This is a genomic window from Bradyrhizobium forestalis, from assembly GCF_002795245.1.
In the GTDB taxonomy this organism is placed as follows: Bacteria; Pseudomonadota; Alphaproteobacteria; order Rhizobiales; family Xanthobacteraceae; genus Bradyrhizobium; species Bradyrhizobium forestalis.
Window position 1 is genome coordinate 61,019 of record NZ_PGVG01000013.1, and the last position, 22,826, is coordinate 83,844.

Annotated in this window: 18 protein-coding genes, 1 tRNA gene and 1 riboswitch; of the genes, 12 read left to right on the plus strand and 7 right to left on the minus strand. The window is 65.4% G+C overall.

Annotated elements, in window-relative coordinates; all coding sequences use genetic code 11:
• The first annotated feature begins 143 nt into the window (after window positions 1-143).
• From CVM73_RS17500 to cysN, 3 genes are read left to right on the plus strand one after another with little or no spacing between them, the layout of a single operon-like run.
• Window positions 144-1,163 carry a sulfotransferase family protein gene (locus CVM73_RS17500; protein WP_100233197.1) on the plus strand — a complete coding sequence of 340 codons (1,020 nt, stop codon included), beginning with the start codon at window positions 144-146 and terminating at the stop codon, window positions 1,161-1,163.
• Between the two features lie 5 nt (window positions 1,164-1,168).
• Window positions 1,169-2,131, plus strand: a complete 963-nt coding sequence (gene cysD, locus CVM73_RS17505) for a sulfate adenylyltransferase subunit CysD (protein WP_100233298.1) — start codon at window positions 1,169-1,171, stop codon at window positions 2,129-2,131.
• Window positions 2,131-4,026: a sulfate adenylyltransferase subunit CysN gene (gene cysN, locus CVM73_RS17510; RefSeq protein WP_100233198.1), complete on the plus strand. Its 1,896-nt coding sequence runs from the start codon at window positions 2,131-2,133 to the stop codon at window positions 4,024-4,026. Before cysD ends, cysN begins: the two co-directional genes overlap by 1 nt.
• A gap of 284 nt (window positions 4,027-4,310) precedes the next feature.
• Here cysN and CVM73_RS17515 read toward each other — a convergent pair whose 3' ends face one another.
• Window positions 4,311-4,508, minus strand: coding sequence for a DUF1674 domain-containing protein (locus tag CVM73_RS17515; RefSeq protein ID WP_100233199.1), 198 nt, complete (start codon window positions 4,506-4,508; stop codon window positions 4,311-4,313).
• A gap of 188 nt (window positions 4,509-4,696) precedes the next feature.
• On the opposite strand from CVM73_RS17515, the gene CVM73_RS17520 reads away from it, so the two are divergent.
• From CVM73_RS17520 to purH, 3 genes are all read left to right on the plus strand, one after another.
• Window positions 4,697-6,043 carry an RsmB/NOP family class I SAM-dependent RNA methyltransferase gene (locus tag CVM73_RS17520; RefSeq protein WP_100233200.1) on the plus strand — a complete coding sequence of 449 codons (1,347 nt, stop codon included), beginning with the start codon at window positions 4,697-4,699 and terminating at the stop codon, window positions 6,041-6,043.
• Between the two features lie 157 nt (window positions 6,044-6,200).
• Window positions 6,201-7,919 carry a heparinase II/III family protein gene (locus CVM73_RS17525; RefSeq protein WP_167406896.1) on the plus strand — a complete coding sequence of 573 codons (1,719 nt, stop codon included), beginning with the start codon at window positions 6,201-6,203 and terminating at the stop codon, window positions 7,917-7,919.
• Between the two features lie 58 nt (window positions 7,920-7,977).
• A riboswitch (ZMP/ZTP riboswitch) is annotated at window positions 7,978-8,059 on the plus strand.
• 25 nt (window positions 8,060-8,084) lie between these two features.
• A complete protein-coding gene (gene purH, locus CVM73_RS17530) occupies window positions 8,085-9,677 on the plus strand; it encodes a bifunctional phosphoribosylaminoimidazolecarboxamide formyltransferase/IMP cyclohydrolase (protein ID WP_100233202.1) in 1,593 nt (530 codons plus the stop codon).
• Window positions 9,678-9,801: 124 nt separating this feature from the next.
• Here purH and CVM73_RS17540 read toward each other — a convergent pair whose 3' ends face one another.
• The gene (locus CVM73_RS17540) at window positions 9,802-11,187 is read right to left on the minus strand and encodes an MFS transporter (RefSeq protein WP_100233204.1); all 1,386 of its coding nucleotides are present in this window, start codon (window positions 11,185-11,187) and stop codon (window positions 9,802-9,804) included.
• Between the two features lie 100 nt (window positions 11,188-11,287).
• Between CVM73_RS17540 and ggt the strand changes: the two genes are divergently transcribed.
• A complete protein-coding gene (ggt, locus tag CVM73_RS17545) occupies window positions 11,288-13,039 on the plus strand; it encodes a gamma-glutamyltransferase (RefSeq protein WP_100233205.1) in 1,752 nt (583 codons plus the stop codon).
• A gap of 185 nt (window positions 13,040-13,224) precedes the next feature.
• Here the strand turns inward: ggt and CVM73_RS17550 are convergent, their stop codons facing one another.
• Window positions 13,225-13,890, minus strand: coding sequence for a glutathione S-transferase family protein (locus tag CVM73_RS17550; protein ID WP_100233206.1), 666 nt, complete (start codon window positions 13,888-13,890; stop codon window positions 13,225-13,227).
• 150 nt (window positions 13,891-14,040) lie between these two features.
• On the opposite strand from CVM73_RS17550, the gene CVM73_RS17555 reads away from it, so the two are divergent.
• The 4 genes from CVM73_RS17555 (at window position 14,041) to panE (ending at window position 17,810) form a co-directional block, all read left to right on the plus strand.
• Entirely contained in the window at window positions 14,041-14,637 is a 597-nt protein-coding gene (locus tag CVM73_RS17555) for a DUF2239 family protein (RefSeq protein WP_100233207.1), read from the plus strand.
• Between the two features lie 88 nt (window positions 14,638-14,725).
• Window positions 14,726-16,075: an MATE family efflux transporter gene (locus tag CVM73_RS17560; protein WP_245452322.1), complete on the plus strand. Its 1,350-nt coding sequence runs from the start codon at window positions 14,726-14,728 to the stop codon at window positions 16,073-16,075.
• A gap of 84 nt (window positions 16,076-16,159) precedes the next feature.
• Window positions 16,160-16,774: a 2-hydroxychromene-2-carboxylate isomerase gene (locus CVM73_RS17565; protein WP_167406898.1), complete on the plus strand. Its 615-nt coding sequence runs from the start codon at window positions 16,160-16,162 to the stop codon at window positions 16,772-16,774.
• Between the two features lie 112 nt (window positions 16,775-16,886).
• On the plus strand, window positions 16,887-17,810 hold the full coding sequence (gene panE, locus CVM73_RS17570; RefSeq protein WP_100233210.1) for a 2-dehydropantoate 2-reductase: 924 nt from the start codon (window positions 16,887-16,889) through the stop codon (window positions 17,808-17,810).
• Between the two features lie 191 nt (window positions 17,811-18,001).
• Here the strand turns inward: panE and CVM73_RS17575 are convergent, their stop codons facing one another.
• The 4 genes from CVM73_RS17575 to CVM73_RS17595 form a co-directional block, all read right to left on the minus strand.
• Window positions 18,002-18,586, minus strand: a complete 585-nt coding sequence (locus tag CVM73_RS17575; RefSeq protein ID WP_100233211.1) for a c-type cytochrome — start codon at window positions 18,584-18,586, stop codon at window positions 18,002-18,004.
• 222 nt (window positions 18,587-18,808) lie between these two features.
• A complete protein-coding gene (locus CVM73_RS17580; protein ID WP_100233212.1) occupies window positions 18,809-20,083 on the minus strand; it encodes a PQQ-dependent sugar dehydrogenase in 1,275 nt (424 codons plus the stop codon).
• Between the two features lie 381 nt (window positions 20,084-20,464).
• Window positions 20,465-21,451 (minus strand): NAD-dependent epimerase/dehydratase family protein, encoded by a 987-nt coding sequence (locus CVM73_RS17590; RefSeq protein WP_167406899.1) that lies wholly within the window; start codon window positions 21,449-21,451, stop codon window positions 20,465-20,467.
• 76 nt (window positions 21,452-21,527) lie between these two features.
• Window positions 21,528-21,602: transfer RNA gene (locus CVM73_RS17595), tRNA-Gly, on the minus strand.
• 273 nt (window positions 21,603-21,875) lie between these two features.
• Here CVM73_RS17595 and trxA point away from each other — a divergent pair.
• On the plus strand, window positions 21,876-22,799 hold the full coding sequence (gene trxA, locus CVM73_RS17600) for a thioredoxin (protein ID WP_100233214.1): 924 nt from the start codon (window positions 21,876-21,878) through the stop codon (window positions 22,797-22,799).
• Window positions 22,800-22,826 lie beyond the last annotated feature (27 nt).

The following is a 22,826-nucleotide window of genomic DNA, read 5'->3' on the forward strand; positions in this document are numbered from 1 at the left end:
ATCAGCGAGCACCCGTAGTGCTCGCCGATGTGCACGGCACCCCTGGGATTCCCCGGATTTGACCGCCTCGATAAGCAACTATAGGCTGTATCACATTACGCAAGCAACCTTGCTTGCGGAGCCTGGAAGAGTGAGCCTCCCATATGAACATCGACGGGATTTCCCCCGATTCGCTCCAACGAATCGCCGATCTGCTTCGGCAACAGCATGGCTCCCTCAACACCTTGCCGCTTTCGCCCGTCGGCGAATTCCAGACCAGGACCGTCACGCTTGAAACCTTGATGCGCGAGGTCACCGAGTGCCTTGCGCAAGACTTCCGGCATCGCCCGGCACAAGACTTCCCGATGCTCTATTTTGCATGCGGCAAAGCCCGGGTCGGCTCGACGGCTCTGAGCAATCTGTTCGGCATGACCGGGATGCCCTCATACTATCAACCGCTGAAGGCGATCCTGCGCGACGCGCTCGTCGGCCGCCCGCTGACACCCTGGATCGTGCCGTCGGCGACCGACGAACCGCACATCTTCAGCAAGGAGACGATCGGGCCTTACGTGCTGGCCGAGAGCCTGTTCAATCCGCTGCAGCTCTTGATCGAGGCGGGCTATCCGCGGCACCGGCTGCATCTCATCATGCTCGATCGCGAGCCGGCGAGTTCGCTGGCGTCATGGCTCGACAAGCTGATCTCGCGCGCGCCTGCAGATACCTTGTTGCGGCACTATGTCGTCGCCGCGCTCAGCGCGGCTCACGTCGCAAGCTATGCCGAGCGACAGGGCGTTCGCGTCACTCACTACGTCTACGAGGTGAGCAAGGAGGCCGTGTCGTCGGTCCGTGTCTTGTTCGACCGCCTCGACCTTTCCAGCAGCTTTACCGAGAATGCCGTGACGTCCTGGCGGGAGCCCGGAGACGTGCAAGCGAACAATGCGCGCGTCATCTTCCCGAGCGAAGCGACGATCTACAAGGTGCCCAATCTGCACACCTCCGATAGCGCCTATCGCTACCAGCGCCGCGCGACGGCCTCACTGAGCGAAGCTCAGCTCGAGGTTCTGGAGCGCTGCGGGGTCAATGATGCCTATCGTGCCTCGGTCGCGGCCTGCGTTCGCGATCTCGGCCTGAATGCGGCAATGTCGGCACGCCTGTTCGGCGACTGGTTTGCCGCGGCCGCGTGATCAGCATGCTGGACATTCGCACGACCGCCGAATCCGCCCTTCGTGGAAGGGCCGGCGGCAAGCAGCTTCACGTCGCCGGCCACCTTCGACGCCTGGAAGCGGAAAGCATCCACATCCTGCGCGAGACGGCGGCCGAATTCCGCAAGCCGGTCATGCTGTATTCCATTGGGAAGGACTCTTCGGTGCTGCTGCATCTGGCGATGAAGGCATTTCATCCCGGCAAGCCGCCGTTTCCCATGCTGCATGTCGACACGACCTGGAAGTTCCGCGAGATGATCGCGTTTCGCGACATGCGCGCGCGCGAGCTCGGCCTCGATCTGATCGTCCATACCAACGATGACGGATTGAGCCAGGGCATCGACCCCTTCACCCACGGCTCGGCCCGCTACACCGACGTGATGAAGACGCAGGCGTTGCGCCAGGCGCTGGATCTCCACGGCTTCGACGCCGCGATCGGCGGCGCGCGACGCGACGAGGAGAAGTCGCGCGCCAAGGAGCGCGTGTTCTCGCACCGGAGCGCGGCGCATCGCTGGGATCCGAAGAACCAGCGGCCGGAGCTGTGGGGCCTGTACAACACGATGCTCGCGCCCGGCGAGAGCATGCGGGTGTTTCCGCTGTCGAACTGGACCGAGCTCGACGTGTGGGACTACATCCTGCTCGAGGACATTCCGATCGTTCCGCTTTATCTCGCAGCTTCGCGTCCGGTGGTCGAGCGCGACGGCGCGTTGATCATGGTCGACGACGACCGGATGCCGCTGCAGCCTGGCGAAGAGCCGCAATGGCGCTCCGTCAGGTTTCGCACCCTGGGCTGCTACCCCCTCACCGGCGCCACGACCTCGACGGCGGCAACCCTGCCCGAGATCGTGCAGGAGATGATGGCATCGCGCACCTCCGAACGACAGGGACGCATGATCGACCGCGACAGCCCCGCATCGATGGAGCGCAAGAAGGCGGAAGGCTACTTCTGATGTCCTATCACGAGGCACCGACGATCGCCGCCTCCGATGCGCCGCGGCTCGAGCAGGACGATCGCCCGACGCTGCGTTTCGTCACCTGCGGCAGCGTCGATGACGGCAAGAGCACGCTGGTCGGCCGCCTGCTCTACGATTCCAAGACGCTGCTCGACGACCAGCTCGACGCGCTGGCCTCCGAGAGCCGGACCGTCGGCACCACCGGTGGCGACCTGGACTTCGCGCTGCTGGTCGACGGGTTGCAGGCCGAGCGCGAGCAGGGCATCACCATCGACGTCGCCTATCGGTTCTTCGCCACCAGGCTGCGCCGCTTCATCGTCGCCGACACACCGGGGCATGCGCAATACACGCGCAACATGGCGACCGGCGCCTCCAATGCCGATCTCGCCGTGGTGCTGGTCGACGCGCGCAAGGGCGTGATCACGCAGACGAAGCGCCACAGCCACATCCTGTCGCTGCTCGGCATCCGTCACGTCGTGCTCGCCGTGAACAAGATGGACCTGGTCGGATTCGACGGAGATCGCTTCGCTTCCATCACCGCCGAATACCTGACGCTGGCCGGCCAGCTCGGAATCTCCCAGGTCCAGTGCATCCCGGTCGTCGCGCCCGATGGCGACAACATCGTCGCTGCGAGCACGCGCATGCCCTGGTACACAGGGCCGACCATTACGGCCTATCTGGAATCCGTGGACGTGGCCGGCGACGTCTCGCAGCGGCCGTTCCGGCTGCCTGTGCAATGGGTCAACCGGCCGCACGCGGATTTTCGCGGCTTCTGCGGGCGGATCGCGAGCGGAACGATCGCGGTCGGCGATGCGGTTCGCGCGCAGCCGTCGGGACGCCGGACCCGCGTCGCACGCATTCTCACACCCGCCGGCGAATGCAATCAGGCAGGAGCGGGCGAGTCCATCACGCTCACGCTCGCCGATGAGATCGACGTCAGCCGCGGCGACGTGCTGACATCAGGATCTGCAGCGCAGGTCTCGGATCAGCTCGCGGCCCATCTCGTCTGGTTCGATGACGAGGCCATGGTCGCGGGCCGGCGCTATTTGCTCAAATGCGGCACCGCCTCGACCGGCGCGGTGATCGCGACACTCAAGCACCGGATCGCCATCGACACCATGGCGCAGGAAAGCGCCGCCACGCTCGACGTCAACGAGATCGGCTATGTCCATCTCAATCTCGACCGCCCGCTGGTGTTCGAGGCCTATCGCGATGACCGCGAGATGGGCAGCTTCATTCTGATCGATCCGATCGGCCATCGCACGGCCGCGGCGGGAATGATCGACATGTCGCTCCGGCGCGCCACCAACATTCATTGGCAGCCGCTTGCCGTCGACAAATCCGTGCGGGCACGGCTGAAACAGCAACGGCCCTGCGTGCTCTGGTTCACAGGGCTGAGCGGTGCCGGCAAATCGACCATCGCCGATCTCGTCGACCGCCGGCTTGCCGAGCAAGGACGCCATGCCGCGCTGCTCGACGGCGACAATCTCCGCCACGGCATCAACCGCGACCTCGGCTTTTCCAATGCGGAGAGGACGGAGAACGTCCGGCGCGTTACGGAGATCGCGGCGCTGTTCGTCGACGCCGGCTTGATCGCGCTGGTCGCGCTGATCTCGCCGTTCCGCAGCGAGCGGGAGCTGGCCCGCCGGCGACTCGAGGCGGGCGAGTTCATCGAGATCCACGTCGCGACCCCGCTCGCCGAATGCGAGCGCCGCGATCCCAAGGGACTCTATCGCAAGGCACGGGCGGGCGAGCTGCCGGCATTCACCGGCATCGACCAGCCCTACGAGGCGCCGCTAGCGCCGGAGATCACCATCGACACGTCGGAGCTGTCGAGCGAGGCGGCCTGCGAGCGCATCATCCGCTACTTGCGAGAGCACAATTACCTGTAACGACCGGAGCGAACCGTACTCATCATCGCTGCTCTCCGGCAGCGAGCTAAAGCAAGATGAGATTCGGTCTGATGCAACCACGAAGGAGGTGCGCTCCCTCTCCCGCTTGCGGGAGAGGGTTGGGGAGAGGGTATCTCCGCAAGCGAGAACCCCTGTGTGGAGAGAACCCTCACCCGGCGCTTCGCCATAGCCGAGGCTTTGCCTCGGCGTCTTTTTAAGCTGGCGGCCACCGAAGGTGGCCTACGCCTCTCCCGCAAGCGGGAGAGGTTAAGTAAGATCGAGAGCTAGAAGTCGGAAGCGATGCCCTTGCGCTCCCAATCGCCGTAGCGGGTGGGCTCGGGCCCCTGCGGCCCCTGCAACTCCTTTGCCTTGGCCGCGTCCTTGGCCTGGGCGGCCGCAGCCTGCCGACGCACTTCGGCCTCGGCCAGCGCGCGCTGTGCGGCCGGCGACAGCGGCCTGCGATCGGGAACGGGGTCACTCATCGCCGGTCTTTCTAGCGCAGGATCGGGCGCAACGCGATGCCCAATAACGCATTCCTGAAATCGGCTCAAAGGGCTGAAAAACCCGCAAGCGATTCTTACATTTGGCATATTCGCGTGTCAGAGATCGCCTTCTCAAGGCATGCGCCCTTTGCGGCGGAACTGCCGCTCGTTCAGAACCTTGCTTCCGCATGCCATCTCAACGTTTCGTCCCTCCATCCGAAGTGCCTGGTCTTGCGGCACGGCGGATTGCCGCCGACATCGTCGACGGTGTGCTGCACAAGCATCGCACGCTTGACGACCAGCTCGACGGCGGCGGCGCTCATCCCGGACTGAAGACGCTGGCCGACCGCGACCGCGCGCTGATGCGGCGCCTCGTCGCCACCGTGCTGCGCCGGCTCGGCACGCTCGGCCACGTGCTGTCCCGCCTGCTCGACAAGGGCATTCCCTCCGATGCGCCGCGCGCGCAGAGCGCGCTGTTGATCGGCGCCGCGCAGATCCTCTGGATGGACGTGCCGGATCACGCCGCGGTCGATCTCTCCGTCCGCCTCGTGCAATCCGACCGCCGTGCCGCGCGCTACGCCGGCCTCGTCAACGCCGTGCTGCGCCGCTGCGCGCGCGAGGGCAAGGCGCTGGTCGAGGAAGTTGCGACGCAATCGCTGGATTTGCCGCCATGGCTGCTCGCGCGCTGGACCGCGCATTATGGCGAGGCGACCGCACGAGACATGGCGCTGGCGCTCGGCCACGAGCCCTCGCTCGATCTCACGGTGAAGTCGGATCCCGCACAATGGGCGAGCCGCCTGCATGGCGAGACACTGCCGACGGGAACGGTGCGGATGCTGCTGCACGGTTCGGTGACCATGCTGCCCGGCTTCGCCGAAGGCCAGTGGTGGGTGCAGGACGCCGCCGCCGCGTTGCCCGCCCGGCTGTTCGGTGACGTCAAAGGCAAGTCCATTGCCGATCTCTGCGCCGCCCCCGGCGGTAAGACCGCGCAGCTGGCGCTATCAGGCGCGCATGTCACGGCGATCGACCGCTCGCCTGCGCGGGTGGCGCGTTTGCGCGAAAACCTGGCGCGACTGTCGCTCCAGGCCGAGACCGTCGTCGCTGACGCCGTGGAATGGGCCGGCCCGGCCGAGGCCTTCGACGGTATCCTGATCGATGCGCCCTGCACCTCGACCGGCACGATCCGCCGTCATCCCGACGTGGCATGGCTGCGGCAGGAATCCGACATCGCCGCCCTGGCCGCGCTTCAGCAGCGGCTGCTGAAGAAATCCGTCTCGCTGCTCAAGCCGGGCGGCACGCTGGTCTATTGCACCTGTTCGCTGGAACCCGAGGAGGGTGAGCAGGCCGTGGCGGCGCTGCTCGCCGCCGAGCCTGCGCTTCGCCGCGTCCCGATCAAGGCGTCGGAGGTCGCGGGCCTCGACGAAATCCTCAACCGGGACGGCGACCTTCGCACCCTGCCCTGCCATCTGCCGAACGCCGATCCCAAGCTCGGCGGGCTCGACGGATTTTTCGCGGCCCGGCTCGTTAAATCCTGATTTTGCACTGGATTTTGCGACCACGACGCTGATTCGCGCCGTTCAAGGTGGTGTCAGGCGTCCGATTTTGGGATTAATAAGGATTCGTCGCTGATCCTCTCCCCCATCAAGGCAAGGCGTGTCGGTCGCTCAACGCAGACGTATCTCGACGCTGGTCATGAACCGCTTCGCGCGGAACATGCTCGCGCGCGCGAGTGGCGGTTCCGTTGCGATGTCGCGGGTCTGGCCCAGCCGCACCGACCGGCTGATCATCGCACCGCACGACCTGCGTACCGCGGATGCGACCCGCGCCGCCGAGATCTATGCCGGCCGCTTCGTCTTCGCCGGGAAGATCGTCAATTGCCACGGCCGTTCGATCTTCGATCTCGAGCCGCCGTCGGAGGATTGGGAGGTTGCGCTGCTCGGCTTCGGCTGGCTGCGTCACTTACGCGCCGCCGACACTGCGCTGACGCGGGCGAATGCGCGCGCGCTGATCGAGGACTGGATCGCCAACCCCGCCAACAAGCGCCGCCCCGTCGCGCGCCGCGCCGACGTGCTGGCGAGGCGCGTGATCTCGCTGCTGTCGCAGGCGCCGCTGGTGCTGGGCGAGACCGACAACAAATTCTACCGACGCTATCTGCGCGCCCTAGCGCGCGAGATCCGCTTCCTGCGCTACACCATGGTCGACATTCCGGACGGGGTGCCGAAGCTCCAGGTGCTGATCGCGCTGTGCTATGCGTCCCTGTGTCTCGCCAACCAGACACGTCACATCCGCAGCGCCTCGAAGAAGCTCTCCGACGAATTGCAGCGGCAGATCCTGCCCGACGGTGGGCACATCTCCCGCAACCCGGGCGCGCTGATCGAGCTGCTGATCGACCTCTTGCCGCTGCGGCAGACCTTTGCCGCGCGCAACATCGCGCCGCCGCCGGCGCTGCTCAATGCGATCGACCGCATGATGCCGATGCTGCGCTTCTTCCGGCACGGCGACGGCAATTTCGCCCTGTTCAACGGCATGAGCGCGACCTCTTCGGACCTGCTCGCCACGCTGCTCGCCTATGATGACACCCACGGCGCGCCGATGGCGAACATGCCGCATACCGGCTTCCAGCGCCTCGATGCCGGCCAGACCACGTTGATCATCGACACCGGCCCGCCGCCGCCGGCCGGCATCAGCCACGACGCCCATGCCGGCTGCCTGTCGTTCGAACTGTCTTCCGGCATTAGCCGCATCGTCACCAATTGCGGCATGCCGACTACGGGCCGCGACAATTGGCGGCCGTTCGCGCGCAGCACGGCGGCGCATTCGACGCTGACTTATCGCGACACCTCGTCATGCCAGTTCGTCGAGATGTCGGCGATGAAACGGCTGTTGCACGGCGCGCCCGTCACCAGCGGCCCCGTCGAGGTCGAGAGTTATCGCGAGGTCGTGCAGAACGGCACGCTGCTCACGACATCGCATGACGGCTATCTCGCCAAGTTCGGGGCAATCCACCGCCGCGTGCTGATGCTCACCAATGACGGCGCGCGCATCGACGGCGAGGACACGCTGTCGCCGCCGCAGGGCGGACGCTTCAAGGGCGCGGATGCCGATTTCGCGCTGCGCTTCCATCTGCATCCCGCGGTGAAGGCGAGCCGGCTGTCGGATGCCCGCGGCGTCATGCTGGTGCTGCCGAACCGCGACGTCTGGACCTTCGAGGCGCTGGACGACAAGGTCGATCTCGAGGACAGCGTGTTCCTGGCCGGCAATGACGGCCCGCGCCGCACCGCCCAGATCGTGATCCGGCAGGACGCGCGGCAGGCCCCCTCGATCCGCTGGAGCTTTATCCGCTCCACCGCCTCGCCCGCTGTCACCAATGCCCGCCGCAACGCCCGCCGCGAGCCGGAACTGCCGCTGTAACCGCACGAATTCGGCCCCATCTCGTCGTTGTGAAAACGGCCAAAAGCTGCTATCGAGCCCTCGCTCGCGCGACTGGCGACCTTGGATGGAGCACCATCGGGAAGCGCGGGACATAGAAGCCGCGCGCCTGGGCATAGGTACTCCCTTAGACAGAGGATCTTGTCCATGACCAACACGACCCGCCGCGTCACCCGCGCGCTGCTTTCCGTTTCCGATAAGACCGGGCTGATCGAGTTTGCCCGCGCGCTGGCTGCGCGCGGCGTGGAGCTGGTTTCAACCGGCGGCACCGCAAAAGCCATCGCCGCAACGGGCCTCAAGGTGAAGGACGTTGCCGACCTCACCGGCTTCCCCGAGATGATGGACGGTCGCGTCAAGACACTGCATCCGAAGGTGCATGGCGGCCTGCTGGCGATCCGCCACAATACCGAACATGCGGACGCGATGAAGAAGCACGGGATCGCGCCGATCGATCTCCTGGTCGTCAATCTCTACCCGTTCGAAGCGACCGTCGACAAAGGCGCGAGCTTCGAGGACTGCATCGAGAATATCGACATCGGCGGCCCCGCGATGATCCGCGCCGCCGCGAAGAACCATGACGATGTCGCCGTCGTGGTCGAGGCGCAGGACTATCAGGCCGTGCTCGACGAGCTTTCCCGCAACGAGGGGGCAACCACCCTTGCGCTTCGCCGGCGCCTTGCCGCAAAGGCCTATGCGCGCACCGCGGCCTATGACGCCGCGATCTCGAACTGGTTCAACCGGCGGCTCGAGATCGACGCGCCCGACTTCCGCGCCTTCGGCGGCCGCCTCATTCAATCACTTCGCTACGGCGAGAATCCGCACCAGACCGCGGCGTTCTATGCGACTCCGGACAAGCGCCCGGGCGTCTCCACCGCGCGGCAGCTGCAGGGCAAGGAGCTCTCCTACAACAACATCAACGACACCGATGCGGCCTATGAATGCATCGGTGAGTTCGACGCCAAGCGCACGGCCGCCTGCGTCATCGTCAAGCACGCCAATCCCTGCGGCGTCGCGGAAGGCCCGAACCTTGTCGAGGCTTATCGCAGGGCGCTGGCCTGCGATTCCACGTCCGCGTTTGGCGGCATCATCGCGATGAACCGCGCACTCGACGCCGACACCGCGCGGGAGATCACCAAGATCTTCACCGAGGTCATCATCGCGCCCGATGCCAGCGAGGAAGCGATCGCCATCATCGCCGGCAAGAAGAACCTTCGCCTGCTGCTCGCCGGCAGCCTGCCCGATCCACGCGCGCCCGGCCTCACCGCCAAGACGGTGGCCGGCGGCCTGCTGGTGCAGAGCCGCGACAACGCCGTGGTCGACGACATGACCTTCAAGGTCGTGACCAAGCGCGCACCGACCGACGCGGAAATGCGTGACCTCAAATTCGCGTTCCGGGTGGCAAAACACGTCAAGTCCAACACCATCATCTACGCCAAGGATCTCGCCACCGTCGGCATCGGCGCGGGCCAGATGAGCCGGGTTGATTCAGCGCGGATCGCGGCGCGCAAAGCACAGGATGCCGCAGCCGAGCTGAAGCTCGCCGAGCCGCTCACCAAGGGCTCGGTCGTGGCATCGGATGCGTTCTTTCCGTTCGCCGACGGCATGCTCGCGTGCATCGAAGCCGGCGCCACCGCCGTGGTGCAGCCTGGCGGCTCGATGCGTGACGACGAGGTGATCAAGGCCGCCGATGAGCACGGCATCGCCATGGTGTTCACGGGAACGCGGCACTTCAGGCACTGATCTCGCCGTCATTCCGGGGCGCGCCACTTGGCGCGAACCCGGAATCCATTTCTCCACGTGACACGCTGCACGATAGATTCCGGGCTCGCGCTTCGCGCGCCCCGGAATGACGGCGAGTTGCGGGCTAATCCTTCACCCGCATCAACAGCCCCAGTCCCGCAACGAAGAACACCACCAGCACGGCCATGCCGGCCTTCTGGCTCGCGGTCACCGCGGTGATCATGCCGATCAAGAGCGGTCCGATAAAGGACGTCACCTTCCCGGTCAGCGCAAACAAACCAAAATACTGCGCGATGCGATCCTTCGGGGCGAGATGGATCAGCAGCGTGCGCGAAGCGGCTTGCAACGGCCCGCCGGCCGCACCGATCAGGCAGCCCAGCACCAGATAAGCGCGCTCTGCGGCGCGCGAGAACAAGCCCGCCCCCGGCTGGGGCGGCGCGACCTTGACGAACAGCACGCTGTCCTTGTCGACCAGCAGGATCGCCGCCACCGACAGCAGCAGGAGCAGCAGGCTGCCGGCGATGACGCGTTTGGGCCCGAGGAAATCATCGAGCTTGCCGCCGAGCCATGCGCCGAGCGCGCCGGCGATCGCGAGCATGATGCCAAACGTGCCGATCTGGATCGTGTGCCAGCCGAAGGTGCCCGCTGCATAGATGCCGCCGAAGGCGAACAGCGACACCAAACCATCGGTGTAGATCATGTTGGCGAGCAGGAATGCCGCGAGCGATTTCTGCCTCGGCAGGCTCTTGATCGACTGCCTGAGCTCCGACAGGCCCTCGCGCAGCGCCTCGCGCAATGGGCGCTTCGCCGGATAGTCCGGCGTGAACAGGAACATCGGCGTCACGAAGATGATGAACCACAGCCCGGTCAGCGGCCCGGCGGCGCGGTCGCCCTGATGCGTGACGGGATCGAGCCCGAATAACGGCGTCAAGCCGAGCAGCGTGCGGCCGGTCTCGGGATTGGCGGCGAGCAAGCCGAGCACGATGACCAGGCTGACGATGCCACCAATGTAGCCCGTGGCCCAACCGGTGCCGGAGAGCCGGCCGATCCGCTCCGGCGGCACCAGGGTCGGCATCATCGCATTGTTGAAGACGGTGGCGAACTCGGCACCGACGCTGGCGAGCGCCACCGCGGTGAGCAGCGACGGAATGACGGCGGAGTCGCCGGGCTTGCCGATCCAGAGCGTGCAGGACGCCAGCACCAGCACCGCGCCGAAGCCAGCGATCCATGGCTTCCTGCGGCCAGCCGCATCGGCGATGGCCCCCAGCACGGGCGACAGCAGCGCGATCGAAAGGCCCGCCGCGGCCATCGCAAAGCCCCACAGCGACTGGCCGGTGGCGGGATTTGGCGCAACGCTGGTCGCGAAATAGGGCGCGAACACGAAGGTCGTGATCAGCGTGAAATAGGGCTGCGCGGCCCAATCGAAGAAGATCCAGCTGACGACGGCGGAGCGCGGCGGATAGATCGGCTGCGCGCTGGCCACGCGCACATCCGGGGCGATCGTCGTCATCACGCAGGCCTCATCACGAACAGTTTTGCCTCTCTCGGGCCAAACCGTATAGCATTACCGTGACGGGTGTGAACTGGCCCGAGCGCGCGACGGAAATTTGATGATGTCGTCATATTCGACACGGCGGGCATTTCTCGCCGTCATAGCCACTCTGGCGTTCGGTCTCCTGCCCGCGACCGCCCAGGATGCACGGCGGGGCTATGTCCCGCCCACACGCGACATGGTGCGCGCCGTTGCCGCCGAGCACGGCATGGTGGTGGCGCAGGAGAAGATCTCCGCGCGGATCGGCGCCGATATCCTGCGGCGCGGCGGCAATGCGGTCGACGCTGCGGTCGCGACCGGCTTTGCGATGGCGGTGACCTACCCGCGTGCCGGCAATATCGGTGGCGGCGGCTTCATGGTGATTCATTCCGCCGATCGCAATGAAGACATCACGATCGACTATCGTGAGACCGCGCCGGCCGCGACCACACCGCAGATCTTCCTCGGCGCCGATGGCAAGCCTGACGCGACGAAGTCACGCGATTCCGCGCTCGGCATCGGCGTGCCCGGTACCGTCGCGGGTCTCGCACTCGCACTGGACAAATACGGCTCGGGCGAGTTCACGCTGGCGCAACTGCTCGCGCCCGCCATCGCGCTCGCACGCGACGGCTTCATCGTCAGCGACGACATGGCCGATACGCTGCCTACCTGGCACCGGCGGCTGGCACGCTGGCCTTCCTCGGCCAAGATCTTCTCGCGGCCTGATGGCACGCCGCTGGGCGAAGGCGACCGGCTGGTGCAGGGCGATCTCGCCGAAACATTGTCGGCCGTCGCCGCACAGGGGCCGCGCGGCTTCTATGAGGGGGAAGTCGCGGAGAAGCTCGCCAAGGCCGTGACCGATGCCGGCGGCATCATGACGCCGGCCGACCTCAAGGCCTATCAGCCGGTCATCCGCACGCCGGTGCGCGGCACCTATCGCGGCTATGACATCGTCTCGATGCCGTTGCCATCGTCCGGCGGCGTGGTGCTGATCGAGACGCTCAACATCCTCGAAGGCTTTCAGCTTGGCGATTTGAAGCAGGGATCGGCGGCGTCGCTGCATCTCTTGATCGAGGCGATGAAGCGCGCCTACGCCGACCGCGCGCGCTATCTCGGCGATCCCGCCTTCGTCAATGCACCGATCGAGACGCTCATCGCGAAGGACTACGCCGCCAAGCTGCGCACGGGCATCTCCGCCGATCGCGCCACGCCGTCGAAGGAGCTCGTCTCCGCTTCTGCCGCGCCGCGTGAGGGCAGCAACACCACACATTTTTCCGTCGTCGATGCCCGCGGCAACGCCGTCAGCAACACCTACACGCTGAACTTCAGCTATGGCGTCGGCCTGGTCGCCGACGGCACCGGCGTGCTGCTCAACAACGAGCTCGACGATTTCACCGCGGCAGTCGGCGCTTCCAATGCCTATGGCCTCGTCGGCTTCGAGGCAAACCTGCCCGGACCCGGCAAACGGCCGCTCTCGTCGATGTCCCCGACCATCGTGCTGCGGGACGGCAAGCCGGTACTGGTGACGGGCTCGCCCGGTGGCAGCCGCATCATCTCGACTGTGCTCCAGGTGATCGTGAACGTCCTCGACTACAAGATGGATGTTGCAGCCGCCGTCGCGGCGCCGCGGCTGCATCACCAATGGTTGCCGGATGAGGTGCGCGTCGAGCGCGGGTTTCCCGACGACGTGCTGCTCGAGCTGAAGACGATGGGGCACCTCGTCGTCGAGCCGATGGGGCAGACATCGGCGAATTCGATTCTCGTGACGCCGAACGGACCGCTCGGCGCGGCCGATCCGCGCACGCGCGGCGCGGAGGCGGCGGGGCAGTAGCCCGTTCTCTCTGCGTGGCACGACAGCACGCCGGCTTGCCCTGGCGGAGACGCGCGGACGCGTGTTGCAAGCGGACTAACGTGTCATCCCGGGGCGGCGCGAAGAGCCGAACCCGGGATCCCGCGCCACAATTTTCGAGGTTCCGGGTTCGCCCTTCGGGCGCCCCGGAATGACGGTGAAACGGACTACCGCCCCACCTGATACGGCCCGCCCTTCTCCAGCGCTCTGGCATATGCCGGCCGCGCATGGATGCGCTCCAGGAACGCCATCGCCTTGGGATGGCCCTGCTCAAGCCCGCCGCGCGCTTGGGCTGCTTCCAGCGGAAAGCTCATCTGGATATCGGCCGCGGTGAATTCGCTGCCGGCGAACCATTCGCTCTTGGCAAGCTCGCCTTCCCAATAGTCCATGTGCTGCTTGAGCTGCGGATTGACCAGCGCAGTCAGCGCCTGGTTGCAGACCTTGCGCACCAGCGGGCGCAGCAGTGCCGGCGCGCGCTTCGGCATCAGCGTGAACAGCAGCTTGAGCAGCAGCGGCTGCATCGCCGATCCTTCCGCATAGTGCAGCCAATAGGTGTAGCGCAGCCGCTCCGGCGTGTCCGGCGGTGGGATCAGCCGGCCGTTGCCATAGGTGGCGATGAGATATTCGATGATCGCGCCCGACTCGGCGATGGTGTTGCCGTTGTCGGTGATGACGGGCGACTTGCCGAGCGGATGGATGGCGCGCAGCTCCTTCGGCGCACGCATGTCGGGCTGGCGCTGGTAGCGCACGATCTCGTAAGGAACGCCCAGCTCCTCGAGCAGCCACAGCACGCGCTGCGAGCGGGAATTGTTGAGGTGGTGAACGGTCAGCATCGTGGGTCCCCGGGGCTAGGCATGGTCGATCAGCCGCGCCGTTCGTGCCAGCCCGGAAACACAATGTCGAGCCATCGGGTGCGGATATTTTCACCCGGGTATATTGACGGCGATAATTTATCCGGGTATTAAAGGCCAACGTCGTCAATTATGGCAATGATTCCAATGCAGAAGATTTTCACGGCCTTTCAAGGCCACCGCCGTCTGGTGTCCGGACCGGCTGGAGAGGTCGCGCTGGTCGTCAAGCGGGTGGCGCCACAGCCGGAGGAGGCCATCATCATCTTCGAGGACGCCACGGGCCGATCGATCGACTTCGATCTGCGCGGCGGAGATCGCGAGGTGCTGGCGCGCCTGGCGAAGCTTCTCCCGCCCCCGGTTGAGGAGACCGCACCATCGAGTGAGCCGCGCGGCCGCGGCCGGCCGAAACTGGGCGTGGTCGCGCGCGAGGTGACGCTGCTGCCGCGGCATTGGGAGTGGCTCAACGCCCAACCCGGCGGCGCCTCGGTCGCGCTGCGCAAGCTCGTCGACGAAGCCAGGCGCGCGAGCGGCGACAAGGACCGCGAGCGCCACGCGCGCGATGCGGCCTACCACTTCATGTCGACCATGGCCGGCAATTTGCCGCAGTTCGAGGAAGCTTCGCGCGCGCTGTTCGCGGACGATCGGCGGCGTTTCACCGGGCTGATCGCCGACTGGCCGACTGATATCCGCGACCACATCGTCAAGCTCGCCTACAGCGACCGCGCCTAAACCGCGCACTGCTCTTCATAGCCCCATCGACGGCCGAGCCGCGCATTGCGCGGCAACGGCTTCGCACGCCCTGATGAAAGGCCGATCCATGCCCGCCGCAAAGCCGCTCTGGACCACATTCCTCCGCTTCCTCGCCCCCTTGATGCTGAGCAACGCGCTGCAATCGCTGTTCGGCACTGTCAGCAATGTCTATCTCGGCCAGATGATCGGCGTCGACGCGCTCGCCGCGGTCTCGGCCTTCTTCCCGGTAATGTTCTTCCTGTTCGCCTTCGTCATGGGCCTCAGCACCGGCGCCACCGTGCTGATCGGGCAAGCCTTTGGCGCAGGCGACCACGGCCGGATCAAGATCATCGTGGGCACGACACTCGCAGTTGGCTTGCTGCTGTCGACTTCGATTGCACTGATTGGCGGGCTCTTCAGCCGGCAACTGATGGTCATGCTCGCCACGCCGGCGGACATTCTCGATGAGGCCAGCGCCTACGCGCGCATCATGCTGCTGACCATGCCGCTCGGCTTCGTCTTCCTCGTGATGACCGCGATGATCCGCGGTGTCGGCGACGCGCTGACGCCGCTGCTGGCGCTGGCGTTGTCGACCGCCGTCGGCCTGATCCTGACGCCCTTGCTGATCCGCGGCGCGTTCGGATTGCCGCCGGCTGGCATCACCAGTCCGGCATGGGCGGCTGCGATCGCCAACGCGCTGACGCTGATCGTGCTGGCGGTCTATCTGCTGCGGAGGAAGCACGCGCTCGCGCCGGACGCGGTGCTGTTGCTTCAGCTACGGCTGAACCGCGCCGTGCTCGGCAAGATCCTCGGCATCGGCCTGCCGAGCGCGATCGGCATGGTGGTGATGGCGATCGCCGAGCTGGTGCTGCTCGGCCTCGTCAACGGCTTCGGCTCAAACGCGACGGCCGCCTACGGCGCCGTCAACCAGGTGATGGGCTACACACAGTTCACGGCGATGTCGATCTCGATCGCGGTCTCGATTCTCGGTGCGCAGGCGATCGGCAGTGGCGACAGGGCACAGCTCGACGGCATCGTGCGCACCGGCCTTGCGTTCAATCTCGTCCTGACCGGCGGGCTGGTGGCGCTGATTTACCTGGCCCCGCGCGCGGTGCTTGGCATCTTCATCACCGACGGCGCCGTGCTCGATCTGGCGAAAGGGCTGCTCTACATTGCCTTGTGGAGCTCGGTGCCTTTCGGCCTTGCCACGGTGTTTTCCGGCGCGATGCGCGCGGCCGGCGTCGCCTTCACGCCGATGCTGCTGTCGATCTTCGCGATTGTCGCGATCGAGCTGCCGGCTGCGGTGATCCTCAGCCGCGCGATCGGCCTTGAGGGGGTCTGGGCTGCCTACCCGATCGTGTTCTGCGCCATGTTCGTCTTGCAGATGGGCTATTACCTCCTGGTGTGGCGCAAGCAGGCGATCCGCCGTCTGGTCTGACTCTCAAAGTATTATGACCATCATTAAACGGTGGACCTGTGGCGCGGCCTGCGCCACAATGGTCGAAAAGCGACGTCAGGGAGAATGATATTGACCCGCACCGCCCCGCAATTCCTGTTCGACTTCGGCAGCCCGAACGCCTATCTCAGCCATCTGGCGATTCCGGCGATCGAGCAGCGGATCGGCGTCAAGTTCGAATATGTGCCGATCCTGCTCGGCGGCATCTTCAAGGCGACCAACAACAAGTCGCCGGCCGAGACGCTGGCCGGCATCAGGAACAAGCCCGAATTCCAGGCGCTCGAGACCGCGCGCTTCGTCAAGCGCTTCAAGGTCCAGCCCTATGTCATGAATCCGTTCTTCCCCGTCAACACGCTGAACCTGATGCGCACGGCGATCGCCGCGCAGCTCGAGGGCGTGTTCGAAAAATACGTCGATGCCGCCTTCCACCACATGTGGCGCGAGCCGAAGAAGATGGACGATCCTGACGTCGCGGCGAAGGCGCTGGCGTCCTCCGGCCTCGATGCGCAAAAGCTGTTCGCCCGCGCCGGGGAACCCGAGGTCAAGGGCAGGCTGATCAAGAACACCGAGGAGGCGGTCGCCCGCGGCGCGTTCGGCTCGCCGACCTTCTTCGTGGGCAACGAGATGTTCTTCGGCAAGGAGCAGCTGCGCGAGGTCGAGGAGATGGTGCTGGGCGGATAGCCCTGCATTCGCCAGCGACAGAATGTGATCGCGGCAACATTCTGGATTGCTTCGCATCGCTCGCAATGACGACTATAGATAGACCGTCAAGAGCAACAACAAGGAAGGTCCCATGCGTATCCTCGTGGTCGGCGCCGGCGCCATCGGCGGCTATTTTGGTGGCAGGCTGTTGCAGGCCGGCCGCGACGTCACTTTCCTGGTCCGGCCACGGCGCGCCAGCGAGCTTGCAGGCGCTGGCCTCGTCATCAAGAGCCCGAACGGCGACGTGACCTTGAAGAATCCGCCGACCGTGCAGGCGGACGCGCTCAAGGACAAGTTCGACGTCGTGCTCTTGAGCTGCAAGGCGTTCGACCTCGACGACGCCATCAAGTCGTTCGCCGCGGCGGTCGGACCGAACACCGCCATCATTCCGATGCTCAACGGCATGAAGCACCTCGACACGCTGGATAGCAAGTTCGGCAAGGAGCGCGTGCTCGGCGGCCTCTGCGCCATCGCCGCGACACTGAACGAGAAGCGCGAGGTGGTGCAGCTCCAGCCGATGCAGTCGATCAATTACGGCGAGCGCGACGGCAAGCTGTCGGACCGGGTGAAGGCGATCGACGAAACCTTCAAGAGCGGCATCACTGGCGCCGCCGCAAGCCAGAACATCATGCAGGACATGTGGGAGAAGTGGGTGTTCCTCGCCTCGCTCGCGGCATCCACCAGCCTGATGCGCGCCTCGGTCGGCAGCATCCTTGCGGCTCCCGGCGGTCGGGATTTCCTGCTCGGCATGCTGGACGAGACCAGCGCGATCGCCACCGCGTCGGGCTATCCGCCGGGCGGGCCATTCTTCGAGCGCGTGAAGGGCAACCTCACCACCGAGGGTTCGCCGATGACGGCCTCGATGTTCCGCGACATCAAGGCCGGCCTGCCGGTCGAGGCCGATCACGTCATCGGCGATCTCATCGCGCGCGCCGATGCGGCCAAAGTGCCGGTGCCGAAGCTGCGCATCGCGTACACGCATCTGAAGGCGTATGAGAAGCAGCGGGCGGGGTAGAGCCACACACTCCGCCGTCGTCCCGGACAAGCGCGCCGATCCGGGCCCCATAACCACAGGACGTGGTTATGCGACACGCCGGCAACTCCGAGTCTTCGCCAAACTTGACCCTGTGGTTATGGGTCCCGGATCTGCGCGCGCTTGAGGCGCGCTTGTCCAGGACGACACCGAGTTTGGAGCTCGCAGCCGAGCTACTGCAGATGCGCGAGATAGTGGGAGACCGCCGTGATTTCCTCGTCGCTCATGTGATAGGCGACGTCGGCCATCGCGGCGACGCCGCCGCCGACGCGCTGGCCGGCTTTGTAATCGTGCAGCGCCTTGACGAGGTATTCCTCGCGCTGGCCGGCGAGCCGCGCAACCGCCTTGGTGCCGGCATAGCTATCCGTATGGCACGAGGCGCAGCGGCGGCCGGCGGCAACCTGCGCGCCCTTCTTCGACAGGTCAGGGTCCTTGTCCTCCGCCCCCTTCGGCGGCGCCAACGAGGCGAAGTAGGCGCCGAAATTGCGGATGTCCTCGTTGCTGATCTGCTCGACGATCGGCTGCATCTGGTCGTTCTTGCGCGAGCCGGCGCGGAAGAACACGAGCTGCCATTGCAGGAATTGATCGGGCTGACCGGCGAGCGAGGGAATGTTCTCTGTCTGCGAGATGCCGTTCTCACCGTGGCAGCCGGCGCAGGCGGCGGCCTTCTCCTTGATCGCGGCATTGTCGGCGGCCTGGGCTGGGATAGATGCGAGCAGAAGCGTCGCAGACAGAATTCCGAACCGAACGACCCGCATCACTGATTTCTCCGGCTGTCATTGCCGGGCTTGACCCGCCTGCGAGGCCGAAGCCTCTTCGGCGGGGCGTAGGCCCGGCAATCCATCCCTTTTGCAAAAGTTTCTCGGTTGATGGACGCCCGGATCAAGTCCGGGCATGACGAACGTGTTCCATTGCAGGTCTGTCACAAGCAAAAGAGGCTGCGGCCGTCACCCGGCCCGCAGCCTCTTTCTCGTGTCGCGCTACTTCTTGCTGTAGCTGATGCGATAGATCGCGCCGGCCCAATCGTCGGCAACGAGGATCGATCCATCCTTGGCGAGAATGATGTCGGCGGGACGGCCGAGATAGCCCTGGTCGCCCTCGAGCCAGCCGGAGGCGAAGATCTCCTGCTTGGGATTCTTGCCGTCGGGCCCGACGATCACGCGGACGATGCGCGCGCCCTGATATTTGTGCCTGTTCCACGAGCCGTGCTCGGCGATCAGGATGTTGTTCTTGTAGTCGGCGGGGAATTGGTCGCCGGTATAGAACTTCATGCCGAGCGGAGCGACATGCGCGCCGAGCTTCACCACCGGCGGAGTGAACTCCGAGCACTTGTGACCCATCGCGAACTTCGGATCGGGCAGGTCGCCCTGATGGCAATAAGGATAGCCGAAATGCTCGCCGATCTTGCTGATCATGTTCAGCTTGTCCGAGGGCAGATCGTCGCTGACCCAGTCGCGGGCATTCTCGGTGAACCAGAGCTTGCCGGTGCGCGGATCGACGTCGCCGCCGACCGAGTTGCGGACACCGAGCGCCCAGATTTCGGCGTTGCCGGTCTTGGGATCGACGCGCCGGATCTGCGAGACGCTGGTCGGCGGGAGGCCGATATTGAAGGGCGGTCCGAACGGAATGTAGAACCAGCCGTCCTTGTCGACCGCGATGTACTTCCAGCCATGCGCGGCATAGGACGGCATGTCGTCATAGACAACCTTGCCCTGGCCGAGCTTGTCCAGATTGGCTTCGGCGTTGTCGTAGCGGATCAGCTTGTCGACGGCGATGACGTAGAGCGCGCCGTCCTTGAAGGCGAGACCGGTGGGCATGTTCAGGCCCTTGAGGACGGTCTTGACCTCCTTCTTTCCGTTGTTGTCCTTGATGGCATAGACGTTGCCGAGGCCGAACGAGCCGACGAACAGCGTGCCCTGGTCGCCCCAGGCCATCTGCCGCGCGGCCAGCACGCCCGAGGCGTAGACCTCGATCTTGAAGCCCGGCGGCAGCTTGACCTTCTTGATGATGTTGGCGAGCTCGGAATCGGAGGCGCCGGTCGGCGGACCCGAGGGCGGCGCAAGGCCCTTCTGCGCCTCGGTCTCGTCGCCGAGGAACCAGTCGTCCGGCGGATGGGTCCAGAACTCCTTGGTGCCGGATTCGTATTTCTTCAGCGTCCTGTTCTTGTCCTGCTGTTGCGCATTGCCCGCGCTGGTCCCCGCGAGAAGGGCAATCGCTGCAAGCGCCAACACGGATCGATGGAACATCGATGTCATCGCGTCACTCCCCTAAGGCAGCCGTCAGGGCTGCGCGTTATTTTGTTTTGCTAGTCGAGAGGCGAAGTTTTGAGTCCGTCGGGACGACAGACGCAAAAAGGTTAGCATATCTGCGAGCCCTGAGAAGCGCGCCGGGTTCAGCGCGGCTGTGCGCCAAAAAATCGAGACGGAATGCCGATGAAGGGCGAACGCCGCGACGACAACGCCCTCGCTGCAGCGCGGAATCAAATGGGCGCGCGGATCGCTTCCGGGCGGCACGAGGGGTGGCTCATACAAAAACGCGAAAACAACCCCATGCACAGTAGAACGGCCCAGACTGGTCCGCTCCCGGTGACACCGGGCAGACATTTGAAGTGTCGAGCAAAATGGCAGTCGCGGCGCTTACGGGGCGACGGGGTAGGGCCCATCGTCGAACACCGTGTCATGATAGCCTTTCGACCCGATCTCGCGCGCCAGTGTGCTGCGGAAATCGCGGTCATCTCGCAGGCTGCGCAGCACATGTGCGAAGTCGAATTCCGGCCGCCAGCCCAGCTCGCGCCGCGCGCGCGCGTTGACATAGACGCGATCGATCGCGGGGAAGAGCCGCCAGCCGCGCGCCGTATAGAGCTGCGCGCACTCCGGATAGAGCTCGCGCACGACGCTCGCCGCATCGCGCGCGAGCGCGGCGAGATGGCGTTGCGCGAACGGGCTTGTGGCCGACACGATATAGCGGGCGAACCCGATTTTTGGCGCGCGCTCGACGGCAAGCAGATGGGCGCTCACCGCGTCCGCGATATCCAGCCGGCGATAGAGCAGCTCGTTGGCCTGCGCGTTGTCCAGCGCGTAAGCCGACCGCATCGCCGGATCATCGTCGTCCTCCGGAAAGAAGCGCGAGGTCCGCAGGATGACGACCGGCAGGGCATGCTCGCGAAAGAACAGCTCGCAGAGATTCTCGGCCATCAGCTTGGTCGTGCCGTAGATGTTCTTCGGCACCGGCGGCAGATCCTCGGTGACCCACACCGCCGCCTGTCCCGCGTCGGGGCGCAGCTGCGAGCCGAACGCGCTGGTGGTGCTGGTGAAGACGAAGCTCTTCACGCCGGCGGAGGCGGCCGCCTCGAGCAGATTGAGCGTGCCGGTGACGTTGGTGTCGACGAAGTCCTGCTTTGAGTGGGTCGCCACATGCGGCTTGTGCAGCGTCGCGGTGTGGATGACGGCGGTGACGCCGTCCATCTGCTCCCGCACGAAATCCGGATCGACGATCGAGCCGACGGCATCGGTGAAGGGCGAAGCCTTCAGATCGATCCCGCGCACGGCCGAACCGCGCCCACGGAGTGTCCGCAGAATGGCCTCCCCGAGGTGGCCTGCGCTGCCGGTGACCAGAATTGTCATGTGAGATCCAATAGAGCCGCCAGCGGCGTGGAAAACCACGGCCCGACCCGGTTTGGCTGGATGCTCTGGGAAAAATTGGAGCGGGCGAAGGGGCTCGAACCCTCGACCCCGACCTTGGCAAGGTCGTGCTCTACCACTGAGCTACACCCGCATCCTGTGTCGGTCGCGTGACGCGCCGGCAACGGCTGTCGTATGCCAAAAGCGGGAGGGGAATGCAACAGCTACCGGCGGCATAGATTCGCAATCTGAGGCCCCATATGGCCCCTGAATGCGACGAAATCGCCCGAAAGGGACCCGGAACCGGCGAATCGGGTCGCCTGGATTGAAATTCGGCCGTCCCGGCCCAATTTAGGAGCCGACAAACAAGCATATGATGTGGCGGCGTGCTAAAGAGCCGCCATTCCAGACATGACGAGGGAATCCCGTGACGATCATCGACCAGGGTAACGGAGCGGCGGGCCCGGCTGCGGCCGACCTGATCAAGGACACCACCACCCAGACCTTCGTGAAGGACGTCATCGAGGAATCGAAGCGCCAGCCGGTGCTGATCGATTTCTGGGCGGAGTGGTGCGGCCCCTGCAAGCAGCTCACCCCGGTCCTGGAAAAGGCGGTCAAGGCGGCCAAGGGCAAGGTCAAGCTGGTCAAGATGAACATCGACCAGCACCCGGCGATCCCGGGCCAGATGGGCATCCAGTCGATCCCGGCGGTCATCGCCTTCGTCAACGGCCAGCCGGCCGACGGCTTCATGGGCGCCGTGCCCGAGAGCCAGCTCAACGCCTTCATCGAAAAGCTGACCAAGGGCGTCACCGCGCCGGGCGAGGTCAACGTCGCCGAGATCGTGCAGGAGGCCGAAACGGTGCTCGCCGAGGGCGACACGGCGGCGGCGGCGCAGATCTATGCCGAGGCGCTCCAGCACGATTCGACCAATATCGCGGCGCTTGCGGGCCTTGCGAAGTGCTACGCTGTCTCCGGCGCGATGGAGCAGGCCAAGCAGACGCTGGCCATGGTGCCGGAATCCAAGCGCAACGACCCGGCCGTGAAGGCCGTGCAGACCGCAATCGATCTCGCCGAGCAGGCGAAATCGCTTGGCCCGATTACCGAGCTGGAACAGAAAGTCGCCGCAAACCCGCTCGATCATCAGGCCCGCTTCGACCTCGCCACCGCGCTCAACGCGCAAGGCAATCGCGCGGCGGCGACCGAGCAGCTGCTCGAGCTCGTCAAGCGCGACCGCAAATGGAACGACGACGGCGCCCGCAAGCAGCTGGTGCAGTTCTTCGAGGCCTGGGGCGGCACGGATGATGCGACCGTCGAGGGACGCAAGCGTTTGTCGACGATCCTGTTTTCGTAAGGCCCTCTTTTGAGCATGATCTGTTCG